The sequence below is a fragment of the Kocuria sp. WN036 genome (assembly GCF_002287015.1).
In the GTDB taxonomy this organism is placed as follows: domain Bacteria; phylum Actinomycetota; class Actinomycetes; order Actinomycetales; family Micrococcaceae; genus Kocuria; species Kocuria rosea.
The window spans coordinates 92,288-118,235 of the sequence record NZ_NSKF01000001.1; the positions used below are offsets into that span (position 1 = coordinate 92,288).

The 25,948-nt window shown below is 74.3% G+C and carries 26 protein-coding genes; 7 read left to right on the plus strand and 19 right to left on the minus strand.

Going from position 1 to position 25,948, the window contains the following annotated elements; genetic code table 11:
• Positions 1-37 precede the first annotated feature (37 nt).
• Positions 38-1,288 carry a phosphatidylserine/phosphatidylglycerophosphate/cardiolipin synthase family protein gene (locus CK505_RS00430; RefSeq protein WP_051063743.1) on the plus strand — a complete coding sequence of 417 codons (1,251 nt, stop codon included), beginning with the start codon at positions 38-40 and terminating at the stop codon, positions 1,286-1,288.
• A gap of 22 nt (positions 1,289-1,310) precedes the next feature.
• Here the strand turns inward: CK505_RS00430 and CK505_RS00435 are convergent, their stop codons facing one another.
• Positions 1,311-2,312: an AI-2E family transporter gene (locus CK505_RS00435; RefSeq protein WP_369680083.1), complete on the minus strand. Its 1,002-nt coding sequence runs from the start codon at positions 2,310-2,312 to the stop codon at positions 1,311-1,313.
• Between the two features lie 94 nt (positions 2,313-2,406).
• On the opposite strand from CK505_RS00435, the gene CK505_RS00440 reads away from it, so the two are divergent.
• Positions 2,407-3,144: a trimeric intracellular cation channel family protein gene (locus tag CK505_RS00440; RefSeq protein WP_017833060.1), complete on the plus strand. Its 738-nt coding sequence runs from the start codon at positions 2,407-2,409 to the stop codon at positions 3,142-3,144.
• Positions 3,145-3,175: 31 nt separating this feature from the next.
• On the opposite strand, the gene CK505_RS00445 is transcribed toward CK505_RS00440, so the two are convergent.
• The 14 genes from CK505_RS00445 to CK505_RS00510 all read right to left on the minus strand — a co-directional run bounded on the left by CK505_RS00445 (position 3,176) and on the right by CK505_RS00510 (position 16,897).
• A complete protein-coding gene (locus tag CK505_RS00445; RefSeq protein ID WP_035925743.1) occupies positions 3,176-3,838 on the minus strand; it encodes a GntR family transcriptional regulator in 663 nt (220 codons plus the stop codon).
• A gap of 219 nt (positions 3,839-4,057) precedes the next feature.
• Positions 4,058-4,477 carry a DUF3151 domain-containing protein gene (locus CK505_RS00450; protein ID WP_017833053.1) on the minus strand — a complete coding sequence of 140 codons (420 nt, stop codon included), beginning with the start codon at positions 4,475-4,477 and terminating at the stop codon, positions 4,058-4,060.
• Positions 4,478-4,597: 120 nt separating this feature from the next.
• Complete coding sequence (fbaA, locus tag CK505_RS00455; RefSeq protein WP_035925569.1) at positions 4,598-5,620, minus strand: class II fructose-bisphosphate aldolase; 1,023 nt, start codon at positions 5,618-5,620, stop codon at positions 4,598-4,600.
• Positions 5,621-5,719: 99 nt separating this feature from the next.
• The gene (locus CK505_RS00460) at positions 5,720-6,373 is read right to left on the minus strand and encodes a TrmH family RNA methyltransferase (RefSeq protein ID WP_035925566.1); all 654 of its coding nucleotides are present in this window, start codon (positions 6,371-6,373) and stop codon (positions 5,720-5,722) included.
• Positions 6,366-6,947, minus strand: a complete 582-nt coding sequence (gene pyrE / locus CK505_RS00465; RefSeq protein ID WP_017833050.1) for an orotate phosphoribosyltransferase — start codon at positions 6,945-6,947, stop codon at positions 6,366-6,368. Before pyrE ends, CK505_RS00460 begins: the two co-directional genes overlap by 8 nt.
• Before the next feature lie 25 nt (positions 6,948-6,972).
• Entirely contained in the window at positions 6,973-7,731 is a 759-nt protein-coding gene (locus tag CK505_RS00470) for an SDR family NAD(P)-dependent oxidoreductase (protein WP_095649830.1), read from the minus strand.
• Between the two features lie 65 nt (positions 7,732-7,796).
• On the minus strand, positions 7,797-9,005 hold the full coding sequence (locus CK505_RS00475; RefSeq protein WP_095649831.1) for an acyl-CoA dehydrogenase family protein: 1,209 nt from the start codon (positions 9,003-9,005) through the stop codon (positions 7,797-7,799).
• Between the two features lie 124 nt (positions 9,006-9,129).
• Entirely contained in the window at positions 9,130-9,768 is a 639-nt protein-coding gene (locus CK505_RS00480) for a sulfate/molybdate ABC transporter ATP-binding protein (protein WP_255250852.1), read from the minus strand.
• Positions 9,769-9,797: 29 nt separating this feature from the next.
• Entirely contained in the window at positions 9,798-10,604 is an 807-nt protein-coding gene (locus tag CK505_RS00485) for an ABC transporter permease (protein ID WP_095649833.1), read from the minus strand.
• Positions 10,601-11,359, minus strand: a complete 759-nt coding sequence (gene modA, locus CK505_RS00490) for a molybdate ABC transporter substrate-binding protein (protein ID WP_095649834.1) — start codon at positions 11,357-11,359, stop codon at positions 10,601-10,603. The genes CK505_RS00485 and modA overlap by 4 nt, the downstream gene beginning before the upstream one ends.
• 7 nt (positions 11,360-11,366) lie before the next feature.
• Positions 11,367-11,765, minus strand: coding sequence for a molybdopterin-binding protein (locus CK505_RS00495; protein ID WP_017833044.1), 399 nt, complete (start codon positions 11,763-11,765; stop codon positions 11,367-11,369).
• A gap of 61 nt (positions 11,766-11,826) precedes the next feature.
• Positions 11,827-13,632, minus strand: coding sequence for a DNA helicase RecQ (gene recQ / locus CK505_RS00500; protein ID WP_095649835.1), 1,806 nt, complete (start codon positions 13,630-13,632; stop codon positions 11,827-11,829).
• Positions 13,629-15,983, minus strand: a complete 2,355-nt coding sequence (locus CK505_RS00505; RefSeq protein ID WP_095649836.1) for a glycoside hydrolase family 65 protein — start codon at positions 15,981-15,983, stop codon at positions 13,629-13,631. Before CK505_RS00505 ends, recQ begins: the two co-directional genes overlap by 4 nt.
• 50 nt (positions 15,984-16,033) lie before the next feature.
• Positions 16,034-16,897, minus strand: coding sequence for an enoyl-CoA hydratase (locus CK505_RS00510; protein WP_229587642.1), 864 nt, complete (start codon positions 16,895-16,897; stop codon positions 16,034-16,036).
• 153 nt (positions 16,898-17,050) lie between these two features.
• Between CK505_RS00510 and nadE the strand changes: the two genes are divergently transcribed.
• Together nadE and CK505_RS18985 are read left to right on the plus strand one after the other, a co-directional pair.
• A complete protein-coding gene (gene nadE / locus CK505_RS00515; protein ID WP_095649837.1) occupies positions 17,051-17,875 on the plus strand; it encodes an ammonia-dependent NAD(+) synthetase in 825 nt (274 codons plus the stop codon).
• A gap of 115 nt (positions 17,876-17,990) precedes the next feature.
• Entirely contained in the window at positions 17,991-19,853 is a 1,863-nt protein-coding gene (locus CK505_RS18985) for an HNH endonuclease signature motif containing protein (RefSeq protein ID WP_095649838.1), read from the plus strand.
• A gap of 264 nt (positions 19,854-20,117) precedes the next feature.
• Here the strand turns inward: CK505_RS18985 and CK505_RS00525 are convergent, their stop codons facing one another.
• The 4 genes from CK505_RS00525 to CK505_RS00540 all read right to left on the minus strand — a co-directional run bounded on the left by CK505_RS00525 (position 20,118) and on the right by CK505_RS00540 (position 23,606).
• Positions 20,118-21,410 (minus strand): CAP domain-containing protein, encoded by a 1,293-nt coding sequence (locus tag CK505_RS00525; protein ID WP_095649839.1) that lies wholly within the window; start codon positions 21,408-21,410, stop codon positions 20,118-20,120.
• Between the two features lie 138 nt (positions 21,411-21,548).
• Complete coding sequence (locus CK505_RS00530) at positions 21,549-22,274, minus strand: hypothetical protein (RefSeq protein ID WP_095649840.1); 726 nt, start codon at positions 22,272-22,274, stop codon at positions 21,549-21,551.
• A gap of 13 nt (positions 22,275-22,287) precedes the next feature.
• On the minus strand, positions 22,288-23,211 hold the full coding sequence (locus CK505_RS00535) for an ATP-binding cassette domain-containing protein (protein WP_095649841.1): 924 nt from the start codon (positions 23,209-23,211) through the stop codon (positions 22,288-22,290).
• Positions 23,208-23,606: a GntR family transcriptional regulator gene (locus tag CK505_RS00540; protein ID WP_017833036.1), complete on the minus strand. Its 399-nt coding sequence runs from the start codon at positions 23,604-23,606 to the stop codon at positions 23,208-23,210. The genes CK505_RS00535 and CK505_RS00540 overlap by 4 nt, the downstream gene beginning before the upstream one ends.
• 112 nt (positions 23,607-23,718) lie before the next feature.
• On the opposite strand from CK505_RS00540, the gene CK505_RS00545 reads away from it, so the two are divergent.
• The 3 genes from CK505_RS00545 to CK505_RS00555 all read left to right on the plus strand — a co-directional run bounded on the left by CK505_RS00545 (position 23,719) and on the right by CK505_RS00555 (position 25,923).
• A complete protein-coding gene (locus CK505_RS00545; RefSeq protein WP_095649842.1) occupies positions 23,719-24,525 on the plus strand; it encodes an exodeoxyribonuclease III in 807 nt (268 codons plus the stop codon).
• A gap of 6 nt (positions 24,526-24,531) precedes the next feature.
• Positions 24,532-25,404, plus strand: a complete 873-nt coding sequence (locus CK505_RS00550) for a hypothetical protein (protein WP_255250853.1) — start codon at positions 24,532-24,534, stop codon at positions 25,402-25,404.
• 213 nt (positions 25,405-25,617) lie between these two features.
• The gene (locus tag CK505_RS00555; RefSeq protein WP_035925540.1) at positions 25,618-25,923 is read left to right on the plus strand and encodes a DUF4193 domain-containing protein; all 306 of its coding nucleotides are present in this window, start codon (positions 25,618-25,620) and stop codon (positions 25,921-25,923) included.
• Positions 25,924-25,948 lie beyond the last annotated feature (25 nt).

Sequence of the window (25,948 nt, forward strand, 5' to 3'; positions counted from 1 at the left end):
CCCCGCACCGCCGGCGGCGCCCGGGTAGGCTTCGCGGATGAGAATTCCTCGTTCCTCCGGGCCGCGCCTGCTCCGTTCGTTCGCCGTCCGCTCCGCCCTGGGCATGGTGGCCGTGCAGGCGGCGGTGGTGGCCACCCTGGTGGCCACCGACGCGATCAAGCGCCGGAGCCGCTCGCGGCGCTCCGGGTTCCCCCGCCCGGGCACGTTCGAGCACACGGTCGCGGAGACCGGCACCACGATCTACACCTACGGCGAGGACCTCTACCGGGATATGCTCGCCGCGATCCGCGGCGCCCGGCACCGGGTGCTGCTGGAGACCTTCATCTGGAAGGACGACGAGGTCGGGCGCGAGTTCCTGGACGCCGTCAACGACGCCGCCGCCCGCGGTGTCGAGGTGCACGTCATGTACGACGGCTTCGGCAACCTCGTGGTGCCCCGCGGCTTCTACCGCTTCCACCCGGACGTGCACGTCTTCCGGTTCCCCGTCCTGCGCCCGCGCCTGCTGCTGAGCCCGCTGCAGGCGACCGGGCTGACCCACCGCAAGCTGCTGGTGGTCGACGACGAGGTCGGGTTCGTGGGCGGCTACAACCTCGGCTCGCTCTACGCCACGCAGTGGCGGGACACCCACGTGCGGCTCACCGGCCCCGCCGCCTTCGAGCTGGGCCACTCCTTCGCCGCGGTGTGGAACCACCCCTCGGCGCGGCGGCCGAAGCTCCCGCACGTGAACCCCGGCTCCTGGGACTCGCGGGTGCGCGCGATCAACAACATCCCGGCCAGCCTCGTGTACCCGATCCGCAGCGTCTACCTCGACGCGATCCACCGGGCCACGGACCACATCTACCTGACCACCGCCTACTTCATCCCCGACCAGCAGATCCTCTCCGCCCTGATCGAGGCGTCCCGGCGGGGCGTGGACGTGCGCGTCATCCTGCCCGAGGACTCCAACCACGTGCTCGCCGACTGGCTCTCCCGCGGCTTCTACTCGACCCTGCTGGCCGCGGACATCACCGTGCTGCTCTACCGCCACGCCATGATCCACGCCAAGACCGCGACGATCGACGGGCAGTGGTCGATCGTCGGCACCGCCAACATCGACCGGCTGAGCCTGGGCTTCAACTACGAGACGAACCTCGAGATCCACGACCGGGACGTCGCCGCGGACATGGAGGCGGTCTTCGCCGCCGACAGCGAGAACTGCCGGGAGCTGACCGCGGGCCGGTGGGACGAGCGGTCCCCCGCGGCCTGGTTCGCCGAGACCGTCCTGGTGCCGCTGCGCCCCTTCCTGTGACGCCGTGGCCCTCCGGGGCCGCTCAGGCCTGCCCGTCCGGCTCGTCCCCGGCCGGGGCGGGCCCGTCGTGCGGCCGCCCGCGGGCGTCGTGCTCCGTGGCCCCGAGCCGGCCGCCGGGGCGGTGCTGGTAGCGCATCCGCTGGTACTTCCACCGCTCGGCCATGCTCGCCTTGGACCGGGCGGTGTCCTGGGGGTCGAGCGGGTCCGGCCCCAGCACCGGGTCCTCCCCCGCCTGGTACCGGTCGCTCCACACCTGGATCACGGCCCAGCCCACCGCGGTGATCGGCACGGCGAGGATGGCTCCGAAGATCCCGCCGACGATGGTGCCCACCGTGAGGGCCAGGAGCACGACGATCGCGTGCAGGCTCAGGGTCCGGCCCATCACCACGGGCTGGAGGAGGTCGCCCTCGATCTGGTTGACGACGACGACGACGCCGGCCACGATCAGGGCGGTCCACGGGCCGTTGGTCACGAGCGCGACCAGGGCGGCCAGGATCCCCGCGGCCGTGGCGCCGACGATCGGGACGAACCCGCCGATGAACACGATGACGGCCAGCGGCAGCGCCAGGGGCACCCCGAGCAGGGCCAGGGGCACCCCGATGAACACCGCGTCGACGGCGGCGACGATCGCGGTGCCGCGCACGTAGCCGCCGAGCACCTGGACCGCCCGGTCCCCGGACTCGGCGAGCCGCGCCCGGGTCCCGCCGTGGAACCAGCGCAGCGTGAAGTTCCACATCTTCGCGCCGTCCTTCAGGAAGAAGAACAGGACGACGGTCATGAGCACCACCCCGGCGAGGAACTCGGTGGCGGCCGTGAGCCCGCTGATGGCTCCCCCGGCGAAGGCGCTGGACGTGAGGAAGTCGGTGGCCCGCTGGAGCAGCGCGTCCAGGGAGGCGGTGTCCACGGGCAGGGGCCCGGACATGATCACGCGCTGCAGCTCCTCCCACCCCTCCACGGCCGAGGCCGAGAGGTTGTCCCACTCGCTGCGGACCGCGAGGACGATGCCCGTCACCACCCCGCCCACCAGGGCGAGGATGCCCAGGAACGCCGCCGCGGTGGCCAGCAGGGGCGCGGGAGACGGTGCTACCCTCGGGCGTCGGCGTGACGCGGGAGAGGCGGTGGTGGTCGTGGTGGCCGTGGAGGATCTCGACCCGAGCGCGGCCTTCGACGCCGTCGACCTGCTCGGCGTGCTGACCAACGGCGTCCTGGGCGGGGTGGTGGCGCGCCAGCTGAAGATGGACCCCGTCGGCTTCGCGTTCCTGGCCGTCGTCTCCGCGCTCGGCGGGGGACTGCTGCGCGACACCCTCCTGCAGGTCGGCTTCCCCGTGGCCCTGACGAACCCCGCGTACCTGATCACGGCGATCGCCGGCGCCACCATCGCGTTCTTCCTGCAGTTCCGGGGGAAGTGGACCAACCGCGTGCTGGTGGTGGCCGACGCCCTGGCCCTGGGCTGCTGGGCGGCGACGGGCACGGGCAAGGCCCTCGACGTGGGACTGACCTGGCTGCCGGCCGTCATGATCGGGGTGATCACCGCCGTGGGCGGCGGGATGATCCGCGACATCGCGGTGGGGCGGGTGCCGATGATCTTCGGCGGCAACACCCTCTACGCGACCGGGGCGGTGATCGGCAGCGCCGAGATGGCGGTGCTGCACGGTCTGGGCTACCCCAACTGGGGCATGGCCGCGGCGATCCTCACCGCCGCCACGGTCACCGTGGTGGCCCGGCGCCGGGGGTGGCGGCTGCCCGGGGCGGGCGAGTGGAACGTGCGCCTGCCCCGCAGGGACTGGCCCCGCCCGATGTGGCGTCCTCGCCGGCCCGGCGGTCCCGGCCGCGGCGAGGAGCCCGGCGCGTCCTGACGCCCCGCGCGCGGGCAGGGGCGCGGCCCGGTCAGGCGCCCAGGACCCGCTCGAGTCCGTCCTGCATGTGGGCCCGCAGCAGCGTGTCCGCACGGTCCGCGTCCTGCGCGTCGAGCGCCTCGGCGATCTCGGTGTGCTCCCGGAGGCGGGCGTCGGCGGACCCGTAGGTCCCCTGCATGCCGGTCAGGGACATCCGGATCTGGGTGAGCAGGGTCCGGTGCATGCCGAGCAGCCGGGGGCTGCCGGCGAGCTCCACGAGCAGCTCGTGGAAGTGCAGGTCCGCCTCCGACATCGCGCGCCCGTTCGGCTCCGGGGCGGCGGCCCGCATCTCGGCCAGCGGCACGGCCAGCGCCTCGGCGGCCCGGGGCCCGGTGCCCGTGGCCACGATCCGGCGCACGGCCGCGCACTCCACGGCCTCCCGGGCGAGGTACATGTCCCGGACCGCGTCCTCGGTCAGCTCCATCACGAACAGCCCGCGGTTGCGGTGGCCCACGAGCAGGCCCTCCTGCGTGAGCCGCTGCATGGCCTCGCGCAGGGGTCCCCGGCTCACGTTGAGCTCCCTGGCCAGCTCCTGCTCCACGAGCTGGCTCCCGGGCGGGAAGCGGCCGTCGGCGATGGCCTCCCGCAGGATCCTGGCGATGAGCGCAGGGGTCGACTCCTGGACCACGGGGGGAAGGGCCGACCGGGCTGCCATGCTGCTCTCCATCTCTCGTCCGGGTCTCTCCTCCGGCCCGGGGCGAGTGGACCCGGTGCGGCTTGATTGTCGACAATCAAACTGTAAGCCGGTGCCGGACGAGATCCAACTCCTCAGGTCCGAGGCGGCGCTCGACGGAGGCCTCCGGGGAAGGACGCGGACACGACGAGGGCCCGGGAGCCGTCCTCCGACGTCCCCCGGGCCCTGGCGACCGCCGGGTCAGCGCTGCAGCTGCTCCGCGGCGGTGGGGTCCGAGTCGTTGAGGAACTTCTGGATCCGCTCGGCCTCGTCGAACTCGCCGATGGCCGCGGCGGCCCGGCCCAGGGCCGCGAGCGCCCGCAGGAAGCCGCGGTTGGGCTCGTGGGAGAACGGGACGGGCCCGTGGCCCTTCCACCCGTGGCCGCGCAGGGCGTCGAGGCCGCGGTGGTAGCCCACGCGGGCGAAGGCGTAGCCCTCGAGGACGCGGCCCTCGGCGAGGGCGTCCTCGGCGCACATGGCCCACGCGAGGGAGGCCTTCGGGAAGCGCGCGGCGAGGTCCTCCGCCTCGTCGCCCGCCTCGATGCGCTCGACCAGGCCCGGGTCCTCGGTGAGGTAGGTGGGCTCGGGGCCGCCGAGCAGGTTCTTGCCGGTGAGGCTCATGAGGGACGGGGTCCTTTCGATGCGCGGGACTGCGGGGCGTGCAGGACGGGCGCGGGAACGACGGCGGCGCCCCGCTCGGGCAGGACGCCGCCGTCGTGCTCCGCGGCCGCGGAGGGGCGGCTACTTGACGGAGGTCCCGGCGGAGCCGAGGTTCTGGCAGGCCTCGACCACGCGGGCGGCCATGGACTCCTCGGCCAGGGCCCCCCACACGCGCGGGTCGTACTTCTTCTTGTTGCCGACCTCGCCGTCGATCTTCAGGACGCCGTCGTAGTTGGCGAACATGAACCCGGCGATGGGGCGGGTGAAGGCGTACTGGGTGTCGGTGTCCACGTTCATCTTGACCACGCCGTAGGAGACGGCGTCGGCGATCTCCTGCGCGGAGGAGCCGGAGCCGCCGTGGAAGACGAGGTCGAACGGGCGGTCCTGGCCGAGCTTCTTGCCGACCTCCGCCTGGATCTGCTGCAGCAGCTCGGGGCGCAGCTTGACCCCGCCGGGCTTGTACACGCCGTGCACGTTGCCGAAGGTCAGGGCGGTGAGGTAGCGGCCGTTCTCGCCGGCGCCGAGGGCCTCGACCGTGGCGAGACCGTCCTCGACGGTGGAGTACAGCTTCTCGTTGATCTCGTTCTCGACGCCGTCCTCCTCGCCGCCGACCGCGCCGATCTCGACCTCCAGGATGATCTTGGCCTTGTTCGTGCGGGCCAGCAGGTCCTGGGCGATCTTCAGGTTCTCGTCGAGCTCGATGGCGGAGCCGTCCCACATGTGGGACTGGAAGATCGGGTCCTCGCCGCGGGCCACGGCCTTCTCCGACTCCTCCAGCAGCGGCAGCACGAAGCCCTCGAGCTTGTCCTGCGGGCAGTGGTCGGTGTGCAGGGCGATGTTGACGTCGTAGTTCTTGGCGACCTCGCGCGCGAAGGCCGCCATGGCGAGCGAGCCGGTGACCATGTCCTTGACGGAGGCCCCGGACCAGTAGGCGGCGCCGCCGGTGGAGGCCTGGATGATGCCGTCCGAGCCGGCCTCGGCGAAGCCGCGGATGGCCGCGTTGAGGGTCTGGGAGGAGGTGACGTTGATGGCCGGGTAGGCGAAACCCTTCTCCTTGGCCCGGTCGATCATCTCGGCGTAGACATCAGGGGTTGCGATGGGCATGCTGGCTCCTTCGGTTCGGGTGTGGCCTGGCTCCCACTCTAGCCAAAGCCGCGCCGCGGGACGACGGGGGGACGGCGGGTGGACGCGGCGGGTCGCCCGTCAGGCGACCGGCTGGCCGAAGACGTGGCGCCGGATCCAGGCGTGCATCGCCACCGCGGCCGCCGCGGAGGCGTTGATGGAGCGGGTCGAGCCGAACTGGGCGATCGACAGGGTGGCCCCGGCCGCGGCGTGCATCTCGGGGCTCAGCCCCGGCCCCTCCTGGCCGAGCACCAGCACGCAGCGCTCGGGCAGGTCGTAGGTCTCGAGCCGCTGCGAGTCGGGGAAGTTGTCGATCCCGATCACGGGCAGGCCCTCGGCGTCGGCCCAGGCGGCGAACTCCTCGACGCTCGCGTGGTGGCGCAGGTGCTGGTACCGGTCGGTGACCATCGCGCCCCTGCGGTTCCAGCGCCGTCTGCCGACGATGTGCACCTCCCGGGCGAGGAACGCGTTGGCGGTGCGCACCACCGAGCCGATGTTCAGGTCGTGCTGCCAGTTCTCGACCGCCACGTGGAACCCGTGCCGGCGGGTGTCCAGATCGGCCACGATCGCGTCCATCGTCCAGTACCGGTAGGCGTCCACGACGTTGCGCCGGTCCCCGTGCTCGAGCAGCTCCGGGTCCCACTGCTCCCCCACGGGCCACGGGCCCGCCCAGGGGCCGACGCCCACCGCGGGGGCCGGTCCCGCGGTGCCGTTCCCGTCGACGGGGTCAGTCAAGCCCGAGCTCGTCCTTCGTGAAGGCGTAGAGGCACGGCACACCCGCCGTCTCCTCGATGCGCTCCTTGGCGCCGGTCCGCCGGTCCACGATGATCGCCACGGCCACCACGTTGGCGCCGGCCCGCTGCAGGGCCTCCACCGCGGTGAGCGCGGACCCACCGGTCGTGGAGGTGTCCTCCACGACGACGACGTCGCGGCCCTGCACCGGAGGGCCCTCGACCTGGCGGCCCATCCCGTAGCTCTTCTGGGCCTTGCGGACCACGAACGTGTCGACGGCCCGGCCCTGGTCCCCCGCCGTGCGCATGATCGCGTGGCCCACGGGGTCCGCCCCCATGGTCAGCCCGCCCACGGCGGCGCAGGAGATCCCGGCCTCGTCGAGCAGCGCCAGCATCACCTGGCCCACGTAGCGCGACGCCTCGTGGTGGAGGGTCACGCGGCGCAGGTCCACGTAGTAGTCGGCCTCGATGCCGCTGGCGAGCGTGACCCGGCCCCGCACCACGGCGAGGTCGATGATCAGCTGGCGGAGGCGGTCGCGGGCCGTCGCGAGGTCGACGGGCGAGAAGTCGGTGGTCATGGGCCCCAGTCTATGGGGCGGGCTCTCAGCGGGGCGCCATGCGCAGCGCCCCGTCCATCCGGACGGTGGTGCCGTTGAGGTAGTCGTTGTCGAGGAACGCCGCCACGAGCTGGGCGAACTCCCCGGGCCGGCCGAGCCGGCGCGGGAACGGCACACCCGCCGCGAGCGCGGCCCGGAACTCCTCGCCCACCGCCGCGAGCATGGGCGTCTCGATCACGCCGGGGGCGATGGTGTTCACCCGGATGCCGGCGCTCGCGAGGTCCCGGGCCGCGGTGAGCCCTAAGCTGTGCACCCCGCCCTTCGACGCCGCGTAGGCGGCCTGCCCCACCTGCCCCTCGAACGCGGCGACGGAGGCCGTGTTGACGACCAGCCCGCGCTGGCCGTCGTCGTCGACGGGGTCGGTGGCGGCGATCCGCTCCGCGGCCAGGGCGAGGACCGTGAAGGTGCCGAGGAGGTTCACGCGCAGCACGGTCTCGAACAGGTCGAGGTCGTGCACCCCCTTCTTCCCCAGCACCCGGGCCGAGGGGCCGATGCCGGCGCAGTTGACCACGGTGCGCAGGGGCCCGGCGCCGGCCGCGGCCGCCACGGCCCCGCGCACCTGCTCCCGGTCGGTGACGTCGGCGGGCACGCAGGTGACGCCGGGGACGTCGGGGGCGTTCTCGAGCGCGGCCGGGAGGTCCACGCCGAAGACCCGCACGCCGCGCCCGGCGAGCATCGCGGCGGTGGCCGCGCCGAGGCCCGAGGCGGCGCCGGTGACGAGGGCGGAGGTGTCGGTGACGTCCATGCGGGGTCCTTTCGGAAGGGGCTGCTCGGGGCGGTGGGGGGCGGGCGGTGGTGCGGGGACCCGGCTCAGACGAACGCGGAGACGCCGGTGACGGCGCGGCCCACGATGAGGGCGTTGATCTCGTAGGTGCCCTCGTAGGTGTAGAGGATCTCGACGTCGTTGAAGAGCTTGGCCATCTCGTGGTCGGTGACCACGCCGTTGCCGCCGAGCAGGTTCCGGCCCAGGGCCGCGGACTCGCGGGCCAGGGACGTGGTGGTGGCCTTGGCCAGCGCGGCGTGGGGCATGTCGAAGCCCCCGTCCTCCTGGAGCCGGGCGATCTGGGCCATGAGGCCCAGGGCGGCCGTGGCGTTGCCGAGGATCCGGGCGAGGGGCTCCTGGACGAGCTGGAACTTCGCCAGGGGCTTGCCGAACTGCCGCCGGGTCAGGGCGTAGTCGCGGGCGACGTCGAAGATCGCGAGCTGGACCCCGGCGCTCTGCCAGCCCACCCAGGCGCGGGAGTTGCGCAGCATCACGTTGGCCGCGGCGAAGTCCTGCGCCCCGGGCAGGGCGTTGGTCGCCGGGATCCGGACCTCGTCCAGGACGATGTCGGCGTTCTGCATGATCCGCAGCCCGATCTTGTGCTCCATCTTCGTGGCGGACCAGCCGGGCCGGTCGGTCTCCACGAGGAAGCCCTTGACCTTCCCGTCGGCGGTGTCCCGGGCCCAGACGATCGCGACGTCGGCGATCGTGCCGGCGCCGATCCAGCGCTTGGTCCCGGTGAGCACCCACTCGTCCCCGTCCCGGGTCGCGGTGGTGGCCAGGCCGCCGGCGATGTCGGAGCCGTGCTCGGGCTCGGTGAGGGCGAAGGCGCCGAGAGCCCGGAAGCGGCGCAGGTCGGGCAGCCAGCGGTTCTTCTGCTCCTCCGAGCCCAGCGCGGCGATCAGGTCGACGATGAGCTCGTTGTGGATCCCCACGAGGGCGCTCAGCGACACGTCGGCCCGGGCGACCTCGGCGTAGGCCAGGCCCCGGAACAGCCGGCTCGCCCCGGAGAGCTCGAGCTCCCCCAGCCCGTGGGCGGCCAGCGCCGGGAGCAGGTGGGACGGGAACTCCTCGCGGTTCCAGTAGGGCGTGACCACGGGGCGGACCTGCTCCTGGAGGAAGGTGTGCAGGTCGGCCAGCCGGGCGCGCTCCTCCGGGGGGAGCAGGGCGGCGAAGCAGAAGAGGTCGGCGTCCGGGAAGGGGATGCCGGGGTGCTGCTCCACGGACGGGGATTCGCCGCGCAGGACGGGAGTCATGGGTGGTCCTCTCGTCGGCCCGTCACGACGGGGTGGGTCGTGTGAGCCGGGTCATACGAAAACGGTGGTGGTCCCGATCGTACTGCGCGGACCGGGAAGGCGCCGGAGCGCTCCGGCGCGGTGCTCAGCCCGCCGCGACCCGGCCGTGCTCGAGCACCACGACGTGCTCGGCGAGGGCGGCGGCGTCCCCGGGGTCGTGGCTGATGACCAGGGCCGTGCGCTCCGCCAGGACCCGGACGAGGAGTTCGCGGACGAGGGGCCGGGCGGCCGCGTCCAGGGCGGAGAACGGCTCGTCCAGCAGCAGCAGCCGCGGCTCGGCCGCGAGGGCCCGGGCGATCGCCACGCGCTGCGCCTGGCCGCCGGAGAGCTGGGCCGGGCGGCGGTCGGCGAACTGCTCGGCGCCCACCTCGGCGAGCCAGTGCCGGGCGGCGGCCCGCGACCGGGCGCGGCCCGCCCCGCGGCTGCGCAGGCCGAAGGCCACGTTCTCGAGCACGCTCAGGTGCGGGAACAGCAGCGGCTCCTGCGCCATGAGCGCGATGCCGCGCTCGTGCGGGGGCACCCAGCGCCCGCGCCCGGTGGCGTCGAGGTCGAAGAGCACGGTCCCCTCGAGGGTGCACCGGCCGGTGTCCGGCACGAGCAGCCCGGCGAGGACGGCGAAGAGGGTGGACTTCCCCGCGCCGTTGTGGCCGGTCACCGCCACGGTGGCCCCCGGGGGGACGCTCAGCGAGAGGTCCACGTCCCGGGCGGCCAGCCGGGCGGTCACGGACAGCCCCTCCGTCGTCGCCGTCCCGGTCACCGCCGGCCCGCCGTCCGGCGCACGGGGGCGGAGAGCCCCACGACGAGGACCGCCACGACCACGAGCACGAGCGAGAGGGCGACGGCGGCGTCCGGGTCCGTCTCCCGCAGCAGGTAGATCTCCAGGGGCAGGGTCCGGGTGGTCCCCTGCAGGCTGCCGGCGAAGGTCAGGGTGGCGCCGAACTCGCCCAGGCAGCGGGCGAAGGAGAGCACCGCGCCGGAGGCCAGTCCCGGCAGCACCAGCGGGAGGGTGACCCGGCGCAGCACGGTGGTGGGCCGGGCGCCGAGCGTGGCCGCGACCTCCTCGTAGCCCGCCGCCGCGCTGCGCAGCGCCCCCTCGAGGCTGACCACGAGGAACGGCAGCGCCACGAACGTCTGGGCGAGCACCACGGCCACGGTGGTGAAGGCGATGCTGATCCCCGCCAGCTCGAGGTGGCGCCCCACGAGCCCGTGGCGCCCGAAGGTGTGGAGCAGGGCGATCCCGCCGACCACGGGCGGCAGCACGAGCGGCAGCAGCACCAGTGCCCGCAGCAGCCGCGCCCCGGGCAGCCGGGCGCGGGCCAGCACCAGGGCCAGCGGGGTGCCCAGGAGCACGCACAGCGCGGTGGAGACGGTCGCGGTGCGCAGGCTCAGCCACAGCGCGGTGCGGGAGGACTCGGAGGTGATCAGGCCGAGGAAGCCGCCCCCGTCCACCCGGGCGAGCATCCCGAGGACCGGCAGGACCACCACCAGGGCGCCCAGGGCCGCCGGGATCCACACCCAGCCGGGGACGGTGCTGAACCCGCGGGGACGGCGCCGGGTCACGGCGCCCCGAACCCCGCCCCGGCCAGGACCTCCCGGCCGCGGTCGCCGGCGACGAGCTCGGTGAACTGCCGGGCGAGCTCCGGCTCCTCGGAGTCCGCGAGCGCGGCGACGGGGGAACGGGTGACGGCCTGCGCCGCCTGCGGGACCTCGACGACCTCGACCGCGTCCCCGGCCGAGCGTGCGTCCGTGGCGTAGACCAGGCCGGCGTCCGCCTGGCCCGAGACGACCTTGCCGAGCACGTCCGTCACGGAGCCCTCCTCGCTCACCGGGCTCAGCCGCACGCCCGAGAACTCCTGGGCCCGCTCGCCGGCGGCGCCGCACGGCACCTGCGGGGCGCACACCACGACCTGCACGCCCGGCTCCGCCAGCTCCCGGAAGGACGCGACGCCGGCGGGGTTGCCGGCGGGCACGACCACGGTCAGGACGTTGGTCGCGAAGACCTCGGGCTCGCCGTCGACGAGGCCGGCCGCCACGGCCCCGGCCATGCTCCGCTCGTCCGCGGTGGCGAGGACGTCGGCGGGCGCCCCCTCCGTGAGCTGCTGGACCAGGGTGGAGGACCCGGCGAAGCTCAGGGACACCTCGACCCCCGGGTGCTGCGCCTCGAACCGTTCGGCGAGCTCGGTGAAGGTGCCGGTGAGGGAGGCGGCGGCGTGGACGTCGAGAACGGTCGCGGGGTCCCCGCCGGCCCCGCACCCGGTGGCGCCGAGGCCGAGGGCGGCGAGGAGGACGGCCGCGGCGGGGGCCCTGGTGCGCACCGCCGCCTCACGCCCCGGGGGTCTCGACGACGACACTGGTCGACTTGACGACGGCCGTGGCCACGCGGCCGGGCTCCAGGCCCAGGTCCCGGACGGCCTCGGTGCTCATGAGCGAGACCACCCGGTGCGGGCCGCACTGCAGCTCCACCTGGGACATCACGGTGTCCGAGACGACCTCGGTGACCAGTCCCACGAACCGGTTGCGCGCCGAGCTGGCGACGTGCGCGGGGTCCTCGGGCCGGACGGCGCGCTCCTTGAGCAGGCGGGCCAGCTCCAGTCCGTCCACCACGGTCTGGCCGGTCGCGCTCCGGGTGCTGTGCAGCGCGCCCTGGTCGATCCAGCGCCGGACGGTGTCGTCGCTGACGCCGAGGAAGCGGGCGGCCTCGGCGATCCTGAGCTCGGTCATGGCGCCATGCTATCCGCATCTACGGTCATTCGTCCGGCACGGCATCCGCAGGTGCGGATCATCAGGCGTCGGCGACGACCTGGCGGACGGCCTCGCCGTAGCGCTCGAGCTTGGCGTCGCCGACACCGGAGATGCCGCGCAGCTCCCCCAGCGAGCTCGGCCGGGCCTGGGCGATCGCGGCGAGGGTCGCGTCGTTGAAGACGACGTACGCGGGCACGCCCTGCTCCTTGGCCACGGCGGAGCGCCAGGCCCGCAGCTGCTGGAAGAGCTCCTGCTGGGGCTGGTCGAGGACCGGCGGCGCGGCGGCGGTCCTCGGCGTGCGGACGGTCCTGGCCCGCTCCGGCTCGCGCCGCAGGCGCACCTCCCGCTGCCCGCGCAGCACCTCCCCGGCGGCCTCGGTGAGCGCCAGGACGCCGTACTCGCCCTGCACCTGGAGCAGGCCCTGGGCGAGCAGCTGGCGCACCACCCCGCGCCACTCCTGGTCGCTCAGCTCGGTGCCGATGCCGAACGTGGTGAGCTCGGTGTGGCGCATCCGCACCACCCGCTCGGTCTCCCGGCCGAGCAGGATGTCCACCAGGTGCCCGGCGCCGAACTGCTGGCCCCGCTCCCGCTGCAGCCGCACGATCGTGGACATGAGCTTCTGCGCCGGGACCGTGCCGTCGAAGGCCTCGGGCGGGTCCAGGCACGTGTCGCAGTTGCCGCACGGCTCGCTCGCCTCGCCGAAGTAGCGCAGCAGCTGCCGGCGGCGGCACTGCACCGTCTCGCACAGCGCGAGCATCGCGTCCAGGTGCAGCGTCTGGGCGCGCTTGCGCTGCCGGTCCCCCTCGCCGTCCTCGATCATCCGGCGCTGCTGGACGACGTCCTGCAGCCCGTAGGCCAGCCACGCCGTCGACGGCAGCCCGTCGCGCCCGGCGCGCCCGGTCTCCTGGTAGTAGCCCTCGACGCTCTTGGGCAGGTCGAGGTGGGCGACGAAGCGCACGTCGGGCTTGTCGATCCCCATGCCGAAGGCGATGGTCGCGACCATGACGACGCCGTCCTCGCGCAGGAAGCGGGTCTGGTGCTGCGAGCGCACCTCGGCGGGCAGGCCGGCGTGGTACGGCAGCGCGGTGACGCCCTGGCCGGCCAGCCACTCCGCGGTGCGCTCGACCGAGGCGCGGCTGAGGCAGTAGACGATGCCGGCCTCGCCGTCGTGCTCGGTCCGGATGAGCTGGAGCAGCTGCCGGCGGGCGTCCTTCTTGGGCCCGACCCGGTACTGGATGTTGGGCCGGTCGAAGCTGGAGACGAAGACCCGGGCGTCGTCCAGGCGGAGGTTGCGGACGATCTCCTCGCGCGTCTCCGCGGTCGCGGTGGCGGTGAGGGCGATGCGCGGGACCCCGGGCCAGCGGTCGTGGAGGATCGTCAGCCCGAGGTAGTCGGGGCGGAAGTCGTGGCCCCACTGGGCCACGCAGTGCGCCTCGTCGACGGCGAAGAGCGCGATGCGGGCGCGGTCGAGCAGATCGGCCGCGACCGGGAGGCGCTCGGGAGCGAGGTAGAGCAGGTCGAGCTCGCCGGCCAGGAGTCGACGCTCCACGTCGCGGCGCTCCTCGAGGGTCTGGGTGGAGTTGAGGTACGCGGCGCGCACGCCGACCTGCTCGAGGGCGTCGACCTGGTCGTGCATGAGCGCGATGAGCGGGCTGATGACCACCCCGGTGCCCTCCCGGACGAGCGCCGGGATCTGGTAGCACAGGCTCTTGCCGCCGCCGGTGGGCATGAGCACGAGGGCGTCCTCGCCGCCGGTGACCGCGTCGATGATCTCGGCCTGCTGCCCGCGGAAGGCGTCGTAGCCCCAGACGCGGGTGAGCACCTCGAGGGGCACGGGGCGCGTCACGGCGTGCGGGGGGCGCGCGGGGCGCGTCCCGGGGGCTGGTGCGGGGCGGGGGTGGGCGGGTGCGGCGTGTGCAGCGGCGCGGTCGCGGGGCGCGCGGCCGTGACGGCCAGGGCCTCGCCGTCGATCCGCAGCGCCACCTCGCCGGCGTCCCCGTCCAGGACCCGCACGGTCGTGCCCGAGCGGGTGATCTCCACGCCGAGCCGGCGGCCGTGCCACCGGAGGCGGAAGGCGATCCGGTGCAGGCGCTCCGGGAGCCGGGGGGCCAGGCGCAGCTCGCCCCCGTCCGTGTCCAGTCCCCCGAACCCGCAGACCACGGCCAGCCACGACCCGGCGGCGGAGGCCAGGTGCAGGCCCTGCTCGGCGTCCTGCTGGATGTCCCGCAGGTCCACGAGGGCGGACTCGCGCAGGTGCTCGAGGGCGAGGTCCAGGTGGCCCACACGGGCGCAGACCACGGCCTGCACGCAGGCCGAGAGGGACGAGTCGCGGACGGTGCGCTGCTCGTAGTAGTCCAGGTCCCGGGCGGTCTGCTCCGGGGTGAACGCCTCGGCGCACCACCACAGGGCGAGGACCAGGTCCGCCTGCTTGACGATCTGGCGGCGGTAGATCTTGGCGTAGTGGAAGTGCTCCTCCACGGGGTAGCCGTCGCGCTTGGCCTCGAAGTCCCACTCGCGGTAGGTCGTGAACCCCTCGTTGGAGGGGTGCACGCCGCGCACGGCGTCGTAGGGGATGTGGATCGCGTCCGCCAGGGCCCGCCACCGCTGGAGCTCGTCCGCCGTCACGGAGAGCCGCCCCACGTGCTCGGGGTGCTCCTCGCACGCGTCGGCGGCCGCCCGGAGGTTGCGCCGGGCCATGAGGTTGGTGAAGACGTTGTCGTCCACCACGCCGGTGTACTCGTCCGGCCCGGTCATGCCGAGGAGGTGGATGCCGCCCTCGTGGTCCTCGTGCACCATGGCCGCCCACACGCGCGCCGTCTCCACCAGGACGTCGACCCCGCCGACCTCGGTGAGGTCCTCGCCGGTGGCGTCGGCCCACCAGCGGAAGGCCCGCGCGATGTCGGCGTTGACGTGCATGGCCGCGGTGCTGGCCGGCCAGTACGCCGACGTCTCGTGCCCGTCGATGGTGCGCCACGGGAAGGAGGCGCCGCCCAGGTCCAGGACCTGCGCCCGCTCCCGGGCCCGGTCCAGGGTCGAGGAGCGCCACTGCAGGAGCCGGGCGGCGTCCCGGGGGCGCAGCAGCGCCAGGGCCGGCAGCACGAAGCCCTCGATGTCCCAGAAGGTGTGCCCGCTGTACCCGCCGCCGGTCAGCCCCTTCGCCCCGACCGGGGCGCGGCTGACGCAGGCCGCCGCCTGCAGGAGCTGGAACAGGTCGAAGCGGATCGCCAGCTGCAGCTCGGGGTCGCTGTCGATCTCCACCTCGGCGCTGTCCCAGTACTCGTCCAGCTCCGCCCGCTGGTCGGCGAGCAGCCCGTCCCAGCCGCGCCGCCGCGCCCCGGTCATCGCGGCGAGCACCTGCTCCCGCAGGTCGGCCGAGGGGTCCGCGTCCGAGGACGCGTGGCAGAGGTACTTGACGAACCCCACCCGCTGCCCGGGCCGGAGGTCGGTCACGAGGGTGGTGACCACCTGGTCGTCGTCGCACTGCGTGCTCACGGCGCCGCCGGCCGGCATGTCGACCTCGTGCTCGACCGCCGCGGCCACCCCGATCTCGCTCCCGTGGGTGCGGTGGACCAGGACGCCGCCGGTCTCGTGGCAGCGGCTGAGGCGGGCGTGGAACGGCTGCTCCAGGACCGCGGCCACGCGCGGGTCCTCGTTCTCCACCTTGGGCGGGGTGCCGTTGACGACCAGGTCGGAGCGCAGCACCGCCTGGACCGTGCGGTCCAGCGCCTCGACCTCGTAGCGGATCGCCGTGACGGAGCGCTGGGTCAGCGAGACCAGGCGGGTGGACGTCAGGCGCATCCGGGCGCCGCGCGGGGTGACCCACTCCGTCTCGCGGCGCAGCGTGCCCGCGCGCAGGTCGAGCACGCGGTCGTGCTGCTCCGGCGGGGACTCCCGGACGTCCAGCGGCACCCCGTCCACCTGCAGGCGCACGGTGCTCCCGTCGGCCACGCCGATGATGGCCTGCCCGTGCTCCGGGTGCCCGTAGCCGCCCTCGGGGTAGGACAGCGGGTGGTACTCGTAGACCCCGGCCAGGAAGGTCCCGCGGGAGGCGCTGGGCTGCGCCTCGTCCAGCGTGCCCCGGATCCCGACGTACCCGTTGGACAGGGCGAAGACGGACTCCAGGGCGCCGTGCGCGCCGGGGTCGAGGGCGGACTCGCGGACCTGCCAGGCGGAGGCATCGTTCGACGGTTGAGGCATGGCACCACGTTAGCTCCCGCGGCCGGGCGGCACCCGGCCGCGGCGGGGGTTCAGCGGTGCGTGAACCGCGGCTCGCGCTTCTCCGCGAACGCGGCCATGCCCTCCTTCTGGTCCTCGGTGGCGAACAGCGCGTGGAAGAGCCGCCGCTCGAGGTGCACGCCCTGCGCGAGGGTGGTCTCGAACGCGGTGTCCACGGCTTCCTTGGCCGCGAGGACCGAGGGCAGGGACTTCGCCGCGATGGTCCCGGCGACGTCCAGGGCCTCCGCCAGCAGGTCCGCCGCGGGCACCACGCGGGAGACGAGACCCGCCCGCTCCGCCTCCGCGGCGTCGAGGTGCCGGCCGGTGAGGACCATGTCCATGGCCTTGGCCTTGCCCACCGCACGGGCCAGGCGCTGGGAGCCGCCCATCCCGGGGATCACCCCGAGGTTGATCTCGGGCTGCCCGAAGCGGGCCGTGTCCGCGGCGATCAGCAGGTCGCACATCATCGCGAGCTCGCACCCCCCGCCCAGGGCGTAGCCCGAGACCGCGGCGACCACGGGGGTGCGCACCCGGGTGAAGGCGTCCCAGCCCGCGAACCAGTCCGCGAGGTACATCTCCGGGGCGCTGCGCCCCGCCATCTCCTTGATGTCGGCGCCGGCGGCGAAGGCCTTCTCCGAGCCGGTGAGGACGATCGCCCCGATCCCCGGGTCGGTGTCCAGGGCGGTGGACGCGGCGACGACCTCCCGCAGGGTCGCGGCGTCGAGGGCGTTGAGCGCCCGCGGCCGGTTCAGGGTGATGATCCCGACCCTCCCTCGGGTCTCGACCAGGATGTTCTCGTACGTGCTCCCCGAGACGTTCCGTGAGGTGTTCCCGGAGGTGTTCCCAGGGGTGTCCTCGGCGGTGTTCCGGCGGTCGGTCCCGTGCTGCTCGCTCATGCTGCGCTCCTGGTTCGCTCGGTCGGTCGGATCCGGTGCTCCCGGGGGCGGCTCCGGTGCGGGGGCATGGCCCGCATCCTACGCAAGGGCCCCGCCGTTCCGGGACCGTGTTCCCCTTGCCCGCCCGGGCGCGGCCCGCACTAGCATGGGCCCATGCGGACACTGCAGGCAGCAATCATCGAAGAGATGGGCGTGAAGCCCGAGATCGACCCCGAGCAGGAGATCGAGGCGCGCGTCGGCTTCCTCTGCGACTACCTGCGGGCCAGCGGCACGAAGGGCTTCGTGCTCGGCATCAGCGGGGGCCTCGACTCCACGCTGGCCGGCCGGCTCGCCCAGCTGGCGGTCGAGCGGGTGCGCGCCGAGGGCGGCGAGGCGGAGTTAGTGGGCGTGCGCCTGCCCCACCGGAAGCAGCACGACGAGGAGGACGCCCAGGCGGCCCTGCGCTTCGTCGCCGCCGACCGCACCATCACCTACGACATCGCCCCGGCGGTGGACGGCTTCGAGCACGGCTTCGAGGGCGCCACGGACCGGGAGATCTCCGACTTCAACAAGGGCAACATCAAGGCCCGGATGCGGATGATCGCGCAGTACGCGATCGCCGGGGAGCACAACTACCTGGTGATCGGCACCGACCACGGCGCCGAGTCCGTGACCGGGTTCTTCACCAAGTACGGCGACGGCGGGGCGGACGTGCTGCCGCTGTTCGGGCTCGACAAGCGGCAGAACCGGCTCCTCGCGAAGACCCTCGGCGCCGAGGAGCGGCTGTGGGCGAAGGCCCCCACCGCCGACCTGCTCGACGACGCCCCGGGCCAGACCGACGAGGCCGAGCTCGGGCTGTCCTACGACGACATCGACGACTACCTCGAGGGCCGCGAGGTCGCCGACGCCGTGGCCGAGCAGATCGAGCACCGCTGGCGCATCACCCGGCACAAGCGCACGACCCCCGCCACGATCCTCGACGACTGGTGGCGCTCCTGACGCCCGGAGCACCCGCACCACCACGGAGCCGCGCACCCCGATCGGGGTGCGCGGCTCCGTCGTCGTCGGGGCCCCCACGGCTTAGCGAGTCTGAGGTGCTGGGGAGAATGGTTCCATGACGGCGACGGCGCAGCGGCGGACCCGGACCCCGGTGGCCGGGGAGGAGTCTCCGGCGCGGCCGGTGCTCGCCGAGGCGGCCGGGCACGGACCCCGCAGCGTCGCGGCGCACGACACCGCGGGGCAGGACGCTCCGGGGCGTGCCTCCGTGGTGCAGGCCATGAAGGTGCAGGACGCCGTGGCGCAGGTGGCTCAGGGGCGGGACGCTCAGGTGCAGGGTGCTCAGGGGCCTGCCGCCGAGGTGCGGGCTGCCGCGGCGGGTCTGGTGGAGGCCGCGGCGGCGGAGGCGCGGGCGGTGGGCGCGCAAGTGCGCTGCATCCACCGGTTGTGGCTGGCCGGGCAGGCGGCGCGCACGGCGGCCCGGTTCCAGGCGATGGCGCAGGCCGAGGCCGAGATCGCCGCCGGCGGGTTCCTCCGCCCGGACCCGCTGAGCCCGCTGGCCGAGGCGGAGCACCAGCTGCTCGTGGACGTCGCGGCCGAGGTCGGTCCGGCCCTGCGGCTGCCGGCGGGCACGGCCCGGCGGCGGGTGGAGGACGCCGTGCTGCTGGCCGAGATGCTCCCGGAGGTCCTCACCGCCCTGGAGGAGGGCCGGATCGGCTCGCCCCAGGCCGCGGTGCTGGTCGATCAGTGGCGTGAGCTGATCACCCAGGCCCCGACCTGGGCCCCCGGCCGGTGCGACCCGCCGCCGGTGGCGGCCGTCGGCCGGCTGATCGCCGAGCTGCTGGACCGGGCCCCGCACGCCACCGCCGCGCAGCTGCGCGCGACCGCCCGCACCCGGCGGGCCGTGCTCGTGGCCGGCGCCGAGGAACGCGCCCGCCGCGCCGCGCGCAGGGCCCGGGCGGTGTGGGTGGAGCCGGCCGCCGACGGCACGGCCTGGCTGCACGCCCTGCTGGAGGCCCCGGTGGCCCTGGCCGTGCACGACCGGCTCGAGGACCTGGCCCGGCTGCTGGGCCAGGACGTCCCGGACCCCGCACGATCGGGGCGGCCGGGACCGCAGGATCAGGAAGAGTCCGTGCCGCGCTCGGTGTCGGAGCTGCGGGCCGACGTGCTGGCGGACCTGCTGCTGGACGGGGTCCTGCCGGAGAAGCCGGGCTTTCCGCGCGGAGTGCGGGCCCGGGTGAGCGTGCTGGTCCCGGTCTCGGTGCTGACGTGCGCCGGCACGGCCGGGGGCGAGTCGGCCGGGGACGGGGTTCCGGTGCTGTCGGGCTACGGGCCCATCAGCGCGGAGGTGGCCCGTCAGCTGGCCGCCGGGGCCGGGGCGTGGCACCGGGTGCTGACCCACCCCGTGACCGGAGTGGTCCTCGACCACGACCGGACCGTCTACGCCGTGCCCCGGGACCTGCGCCGGCTGGTCGAGCTGCGCGACGGGACCTGTCGCTTCCCCGGGTGCCGGCGCCGGTCCGAGGCCTGCGATCTCGACCACACGGTGGCCTGGGCCCGGGGCGGGCCCACGGCCGAGCACAACCTGGCCGCCCTGTGCCGCCACCACCACCGGGTCAAGCACCGCCACGGCCACCTCGGGGCCTGGTCGGTGCGGCGGATCACCCCCGGCCCGCACGACGGCACCGCCCCGGGCACGGACGGCAGCCCGCCCGGAGGAACGGCCGGGGGCGCGGCCGGGCACGCCGCGGTCCTGGAGTGGACCTCACCGGGCGGGCTCGTGCACCGCACCGCACCCGAGCACACGGCTGCCCGCCCCGAACCCGAGCACACCGCTGCCGGCACCGCACCCGACTGCCGGAGCGCCCCGGCCACCGGCCGGCCGCCCGGCAACCCTCCGCCCGTGGGTCCGGCCGCTGATCCTCCGCCCGGCGGCCTCCGGCTCGACGACCTCCCGCCCGATGACCCCCCGCCGTTCTGAGACCGGCGAGCCCGCGGCCTCCTGGGCCCGGCTCCCCGAGGCCGGTGTCGTGGTGAGGTGGTCCGGACCGGCCGCGCGAGCGCGCCTGTTGCCCACGGCCGGGAACGACCCGCAGCCGTTTCCCCTGAGCATCCCCTCAGGTCACCAGGGCCGGAACCGCGGTGGAACCGCCGGACGATCCGACGAACCGTGCGCGCCACGTCGGAACACCCCCGGCTCGGCCGATCCCACCGCACGGAGAGACCGACTTCAACCGCTTCGGGCTCAGCGGGTGGCCCAGGTGCGCCCCGCGGCGTAGTGGACGGTGACGCCCTTCGAGAAGCGCTGGCGCACCTCGGCGCCGTAGCGGTACTCGTCGGTGACGGGGAAGCCCCAGCCGCGCTCGGAGCCGGCGGCCTTCCAGGCCCGCCCGATGGCCCCGTACTGCTTGACCGCGCGGGAGCCCGTCCCGGGACTCCACAGGAGCATGGTGGAGCGACCGTCGCGGCGGAAGACCTGGTACGCCCCACTGGTGGCCGGGCGCTCGTCCGTGACGGGCAGGCCGAAGTGGTGCTCCCGGCCGGCCGCGACCCACCGGCCGCCGATGGATCCGTAGTTCTTCACGGCCATCGCGCCGTAGCCGGGGGCCCAGTAGACGGTGGTGGTGCGGGTGCCCTTCCGGAACTGCTGGTAGACGCCGCCCTCGATCAGGCCGCCGCGCTCGTTCATGGTGGGCTCCCCGAGCACGGCCGCCCCGCCCAGACGGTGGTACTTGGTGCCGATCGCCCCCCGGACTGCGTAGGACGGCGCCGTCACCGGGGGTGCCGTCACCGGCGGCACGAACCCCTGCGCCGGGCTCGCGACCGTCCCGGGCACGGCCTGCCCGGCCGGATAGGCGTAGTAGTAGATCGTCAGGTAGGTCTCCCACCCGGGACCACCCGAGCCCGACGTGGCGACGTGACTGACCCCGATCCCGAGGTGGGTCAGGTCCCGGGCGAACTGGTCGGTCCCGTTGCGGGGGAAGAAGTCCAGCAGGTAGTGCGCGAGCGCCTCGACCGCCTCGACGCCCTCGAAGGGGCCGGTGAAGACGCCCTTCCCGTAGTACTGGTCCATCCGGATCCCGCCGGCAGGGGCGCCCGCCCAGGGGTCCGGGTTGCGGGACTCCTTGCGGGCCCCGGCCATGGTCTCCGCCCACTGCTGGGCGTTGCGGGACAGCGCGGTGTTGTAGACCAGCGGGGCGCGCCTCGCCTGGCCGCGGTGGTCGTTGACGATCTTGAAGGCCTCGGTGATGTCCTCGACCGTGGTCGGGTGGGCGCCGGCCGACGCCGTCCCGGCCAGGCCGCCGGCGGCCGGGTCCTCCGCGGCCGCCGGCGCCGGAACCCCGGCCGGGGCGGCGTCGGTGCCCGAGCCGCCGTGCAGGCTCAGGGCGGGCGCGCCCGCGGTGGCGGCCGGCTCGGCCGGACCGGACAGCTCGGGCAGATCGACCGGAGGAGTCGGGGCTGCGAGCGCCGCCGGAACTCCGCCGAGGAGGAGGGCGAAGGTGGTGGACACGACGAGCGCGGTCCGTGCGAGGTTCATGGGGGTCTCTCCCTGCTGGGGGCGGCGCCGCCGGGGGCACGGGCCAGCAGGAAATTAGCATGTGCAACCACCCGGTGGAAGGGCGCGCGGGGAAACCCCTGGTCCCCCGGCGCGGCGGCGCTGGCCGCGCCGGGGTGCTCAGCGGACGGAGACCCGGCGGTACAGGCCCCAGCCCAGCAGCGCGAGCAGCACGGGCGCCGCCGCGGCCAGGAGCACGAGTCCCGCCGGGACCCCCGCGGAACCCGCGCCGACGGCCGCGGCGGAGCCCGCTCCGGTCGCGGCGGCCCACACCAGCACGGCCAGGGTCGTCACGACGGTCCCGATGATGGACAGCGTCAGCGCCACGGGGCCGCCCCGGACGTACACCGTGGCGAAGACCGCCCCGACCAGCTGCGCCCCGAGGTAGACCAGGAACGCCACGAGGAGGGCCCACGCCGGGGACCCTCCGGCGAAGACGCGGACGTCGAAAGCGGGCAGGCCCAGGAACCAGCCGCCGGTGGCGCGCTCCAGGAGCAGGAACGCGGTGAGGACGGCCGCGGCCAGCAGGGCGTGGAGCACGAAGGTCAGCACCGAGCCCCACCACATCGACCGGCGGGTGGTCCCCAGCGCCAGGGCGAGGGGCGTGCTCGTGCCGATCACCTGGGCGGCGTGGACCAGCAGGGCGATCCCGGGCCACCAGAGCAGGACCTGGTTGTAGCGCAGGCCCTCGGCCACGGCGCCCAGCGGGGCGCCCAGGACCACGTGCAGCACGACCCCGGCGAGCAGGCTGAGCAGCCCGGACACCGTGATCACGCCCACGACCATCCAGACCCCGGCGGACCGGTTGACGGTGTTGAGCTTGAGGACAGGGGTGAGTCGTGACATGGCGGAGGTCCTCTCAGGCGTTCTGGAGCTGGTCGGCGGGCACCGGGACGAGCCCGTGGGCGGCCACGGCCGACTGCAGGGAGACGGCGTCGATCTCGATCCCGTGGCGCGCGGCGGCCGCCCGGGCGTCGTCGTCGTGGGGCGCCGCCACGGTCACGGTGCGCAGCGCCCCGATCCGCTGCTCGCGGGAGACCTGGTGCTCGAGGCGCCGCTCGGCCAGGTAGCCGGCGACGTCGGCGGCGGGCCCCGCGACCGTGTGGGCGCTGGCGCGGGCTGCCTCGAGACCGGCGTCCAGCACGAGCCGCCCGCGGTCGAGGAGCAGGACGTGGTCGAGGAGGTTGGCGACCTCGTCGACCAGGTGCGTGGAGATCACCACGGTGCGCGGGTGCCGCGCGAAGTCCTCGAGGAGCCGGTCGTAGAATAGCTCCCGGGCCACCGGGTCCAGCCCGCCGTAGGGCTCGTCCAGCATCGTGAGCTCCGCGCGGGACGCGAGGCCCAGGACGATGCCGAGGGCCGTGTGCTGCCCCGTGGAGAGCTTCTTGATCCTGGTCCGCGACGGGAGCCGGAGGTCCTCGGCGAGACCGCGGGCGAGCTCCTCGTCCCAGCCGGGGTAGAACGCCGGCGCGGCGTCGAGGACGTGGCGGACCCGGAACTCCTCGGGGTAGCGCTGCCGGTCCCGCAGCAGCACCGTGCGGGAGAGCGCCTCGGGGTTCTCCCACCCGGGACGGCCGAACAGCTCGACCCGCCCGCCCCGGTCGGGGCGGACCTGCTGGCCGATCACGGACAGCAGGGTGGTCTTGCCGGAGCCGTTGCGCCCCACGAGTCCGTAGATCCGGTCCGGGGTGAGGTCGAGGTCGACGCCGTCGAGGGCCCGGGTCTCCCGGTAGGTGCGGGAGACGCCGCGCAGGGCGACGACGGGGGCTGGCGTGCCGTTCATGGGGTGGACTCCTGACGGGTCGGTGCAGCGGCCTCGGACCGGCCGAGGGCGGAGCGGACGAGGTCGAGGACGTCCCCCGGCGGGAGCCGGAGGGAGTGCGCCTCGGTGACGAGCGGTGCCACGTAGCGGTCGGCGAACTCCTGCCGCCGCTGCTCGAGGAGCCGTTCCCGGGCGCCGGCGGCGACGAACATGCCGATGCCGCGGCGCTTGTAGAGGATCCCCCGGTCCACGAGCCGGTTGACGCCCTTGCCGGCGGTGGCCGGGTTGATCCGGTAGAAGGCGGCGAACTCGTTGGTGGACGGGACCTGGGTCTCCTCCGGATAGGCGCCCGCGAGGATGTCGGCGCAGATCCGTTCGGCGATCTGCTGGAAGATCGGGCGGTCGTCGGCGATCACGGCCCTCCCCCTCACTGGTTCATTAGTTATGTAACTAACCATGGCACCTGGACCGGTGCTGCGCAAGGGGTGCTGAAAATTCCCGTCCGGGGCAGCCGGTAACGTGGGGCCCATGAGGATCGCCACCTGGAACGTGAACTCCGTCCGCGCCCGCGCCGACCGTGTGGAGGCGTGGCTGCAGCGCTCGGACGTGGACGTCCTGGCCATGCAGGAGACCAAGGCGAAGGACGACAACTTCCCCTGGGAGCTCTTCGAGTACATGGGCTACGACGTCGCCCACTTCGGCCTCAGCCAGTGGAACGGCGTGGCGATCGCCTCCCGGGTGGGCCTCGAGGACGTCGAGCGCACCTTCCCGGACCAGCCGGCCTTCGGCAAGCCCGGCGAGGAGCCCGTGCAGGAGGCCCGGGCGATCGGCGCCACGTGCGCCGGCGTGCGCGTCTGGTCCCTCTACGTCCCCAACGGCCGCGGCCTGGAGGACCCGCACATGCCCTACAAGCTGGAGTGGCTGCGCGTGCTCAAGGACCACGCCAAGCAGTGGGTCGACGAGGACTCCACGGCGCAGGTCGCCCTGGTCGGCGACTGGAACGTGGCCCCGCAGGACGAGGACGTGTGGGACATGCAGTTCTTCCTCGACAACGGCCTGACCCACGTCAGCGCGCCCGAGCGCGCCGCCTTCCGCGCCTTCCTCGAGGAGGCCGGCTACCAGGACGTGGTCCGCCCCCGGCACCCCGGCCCGGGCGTCTACACGTACTGGGACTACAAGGGCCTGCGCTTCCCGAAGAAGGAGGGCATGCGCATCGACTTCCAGCTCTACTCCCCCGCCCTGGCCGGCCGCGTCACCGACGCGTCGATCGACCGCGAGGAGCGCAAGGGCAAGGGCGCCTCGGACCACGCCCCCGTCGTCGTCGAGATCGCCTGAGCCGCCGTGGCCCAGCTGCTGCAGGTCGGCCGGACGTTCCGCTCGGCCACCGGGATCCCCCACCAGTTCGCCCTGCGGGTGTACGTGCCCGCCGAGGAGCTCGACGCCGTGTACGCCCCGCTGGTGCCCCGGGCCCTGTCCCCCGAGGAGGCCGGGGTCAACGAGCTGACCGAGCAGCTCGCCCGCCTGGCCGAGCCGGGCCAGGAGCCCCTGCCCCCGGCCGTGGAGCCGCTATGGACCCTGCCGTTCTCCGCGGCGCCCCGGGGCCGGGACATGCTCGCGGCCGGGGTCGGGGACTTCCCCGTCTACCACCCCCCGCAGCGGCTGCGGCGCTCGCTGCGGCTCGTGGCGCTCGCCGAGGAGGAGGGCGGCCAGCCCCTGCCCAACCTGCTCATCCCCGAGGACGCCGTCCGGGCCGCGGGCGATCGCGTGAGCCGGGAGCACTTCGTGCCCGTGCACGCGCGCCAGTCGGCGTTCACCGTCCCCATGGCGTGGTTCTCCCTCTTCACCGCCCAGGACCACACCGAGAGCTTCCACCACGGCAACCGTGTGCACCGGTGCGCGGTGCCGGTGGACCTCGCGACCCGTCGCGTGGTGCGCGCCGCGCAGGTGGTGGAGGACGCGGGCGGCGAGGACCTCGAGGACCTCGCCGAGGACCTCACGCACCTGGGCCGGTGGCTCGGGGCGTTCTCCGCCAACTCCCTCGTGGTCCTGCACTACGGCTCGCTCGCTGACCCGTTCCAGCCGGACGAGAGTCCGCAGGACTTCTCGGACGCCGTGGAGCTGCTGGCCGCGCGGGACGCCCACGGCGCCGCCGTGGCGTTCCGCCGGCTCATGCACCGCTGGCTGCGCCTCGCGCACCTGGAGAGCACCAGCTGACACCGGACCAGGGCCGGGCGGCGTCCTGCGCGGCGCGCCAGGGACCGATCCGGGCCCCTCCGGGGTGCGACGAGGATCACGCCCGAGACGCCGGACTTCGCCGGGACGCGCGGGGACTCGACAGTTGCCCATGTCGTAGGGGTACACTCTGGTCCTTCCGTGCAGGGCACCCTCTGCACAGCACCACCCCGTTCCAGGAGGACGCACCACATCATGGCCACCGATTACGACGCCCCGCGCACCCGGCCCGAGGACGAGCCGGCCAACGAGTCCCTGGAGGCGATCCAGGTCCAGCGCAGCGCCACCACCCAGACCGCGGTCATCGACGCCGAGGACTTCGACACCGCCGAGGGCATCGACCTGCCCGGCGCCGACCTCTCCCACGAAGAGCTCACCGTGGCCGTCATCCCGGAACAGGTCGACGAGTTCACCTGCGCCTCCTGCTTCCTGGTCCGGCACCGCTCCCAGCTGGCCCGCCAGTCCGGCGAGACGCGGTACTGCACCGACTGCGAGGGCTGAGCGGACCGCTCCGTCCGGCCCGCGC

Excerpts from the sequence above, each read along its gene's own strand:
- CK505_RS00545 (WP_095649842.1), top strand. The coding sequence starts at position 23,719 with ATGAGGATCGCCACCTGGAACGTGAACTCCGTCCGCGCCCGCGCCGAC.
- nadE (WP_095649837.1), top strand. The coding sequence starts at position 17,051 with ATGCGGACACTGCAGGCAGCAATCATCGAAGAGATGGGCGTGAAGCCC.
- CK505_RS00530 (WP_095649840.1), bottom strand. The coding sequence starts at position 22,274 with ATGTCACGACTCACCCCTGTCCTCAAGCTCAACACCGTCAACCGGTCC.
- CK505_RS00475 (WP_095649831.1), bottom strand. The coding sequence starts at position 9,005 with ATGACTCCCGTCCTGCGCGGCGAATCCCCGTCCGTGGAGCAGCACCCC.
- CK505_RS00555 (WP_035925540.1), top strand. The coding sequence starts at position 25,618 with ATGGCCACCGATTACGACGCCCCGCGCACCCGGCCCGAGGACGAGCCG.
- CK505_RS00525 (WP_095649839.1), bottom strand. The coding sequence starts at position 21,410 with ATGAACCTCGCACGGACCGCGCTCGTCGTGTCCACCACCTTCGCCCTC.
- CK505_RS00505 (WP_095649836.1), bottom strand. The coding sequence starts at position 15,983 with ATGCCTCAACCGTCGAACGATGCCTCCGCCTGGCAGGTCCGCGAGTCC.
- CK505_RS00510 (WP_229587642.1), bottom strand. The coding sequence starts at position 16,897 with ATGAGCGAGCAGCACGGGACCGACCGCCGGAACACCGCCGAGGACACC.
- CK505_RS00445 (WP_035925743.1), bottom strand. The coding sequence starts at position 3,838 with ATGGCAGCCCGGTCGGCCCTTCCCCCCGTGGTCCAGGAGTCGACCCCT.
- fbaA (WP_035925569.1), bottom strand. The coding sequence starts at position 5,620 with ATGCCCATCGCAACCCCTGATGTCTACGCCGAGATGATCGACCGGGCC.
- CK505_RS00535 (WP_095649841.1), bottom strand. The coding sequence starts at position 23,211 with ATGAACGGCACGCCAGCCCCCGTCGTCGCCCTGCGCGGCGTCTCCCGC.
- CK505_RS00450 (WP_017833053.1), bottom strand. The coding sequence starts at position 4,477 with ATGAGCCTCACCGGCAAGAACCTGCTCGGCGGCCCCGAGCCCACCTAC.
- CK505_RS00495 (WP_017833044.1), bottom strand. The coding sequence starts at position 11,765 with ATGACCGAGCTCAGGATCGCCGAGGCCGCCCGCTTCCTCGGCGTCAGC.
- CK505_RS00470 (WP_095649830.1), bottom strand. The coding sequence starts at position 7,731 with ATGGACGTCACCGACACCTCCGCCCTCGTCACCGGCGCCGCCTCGGGC.
- CK505_RS00430 (WP_051063743.1), top strand. The coding sequence starts at position 38 with ATGAGAATTCCTCGTTCCTCCGGGCCGCGCCTGCTCCGTTCGTTCGCC.
- CK505_RS18985 (WP_095649838.1), top strand. The coding sequence starts at position 17,991 with ATGACGGCGACGGCGCAGCGGCGGACCCGGACCCCGGTGGCCGGGGAG.
- pyrE (WP_017833050.1), bottom strand. The coding sequence starts at position 6,947 with ATGACCACCGACTTCTCGCCCGTCGACCTCGCGACGGCCCGCGACCGC.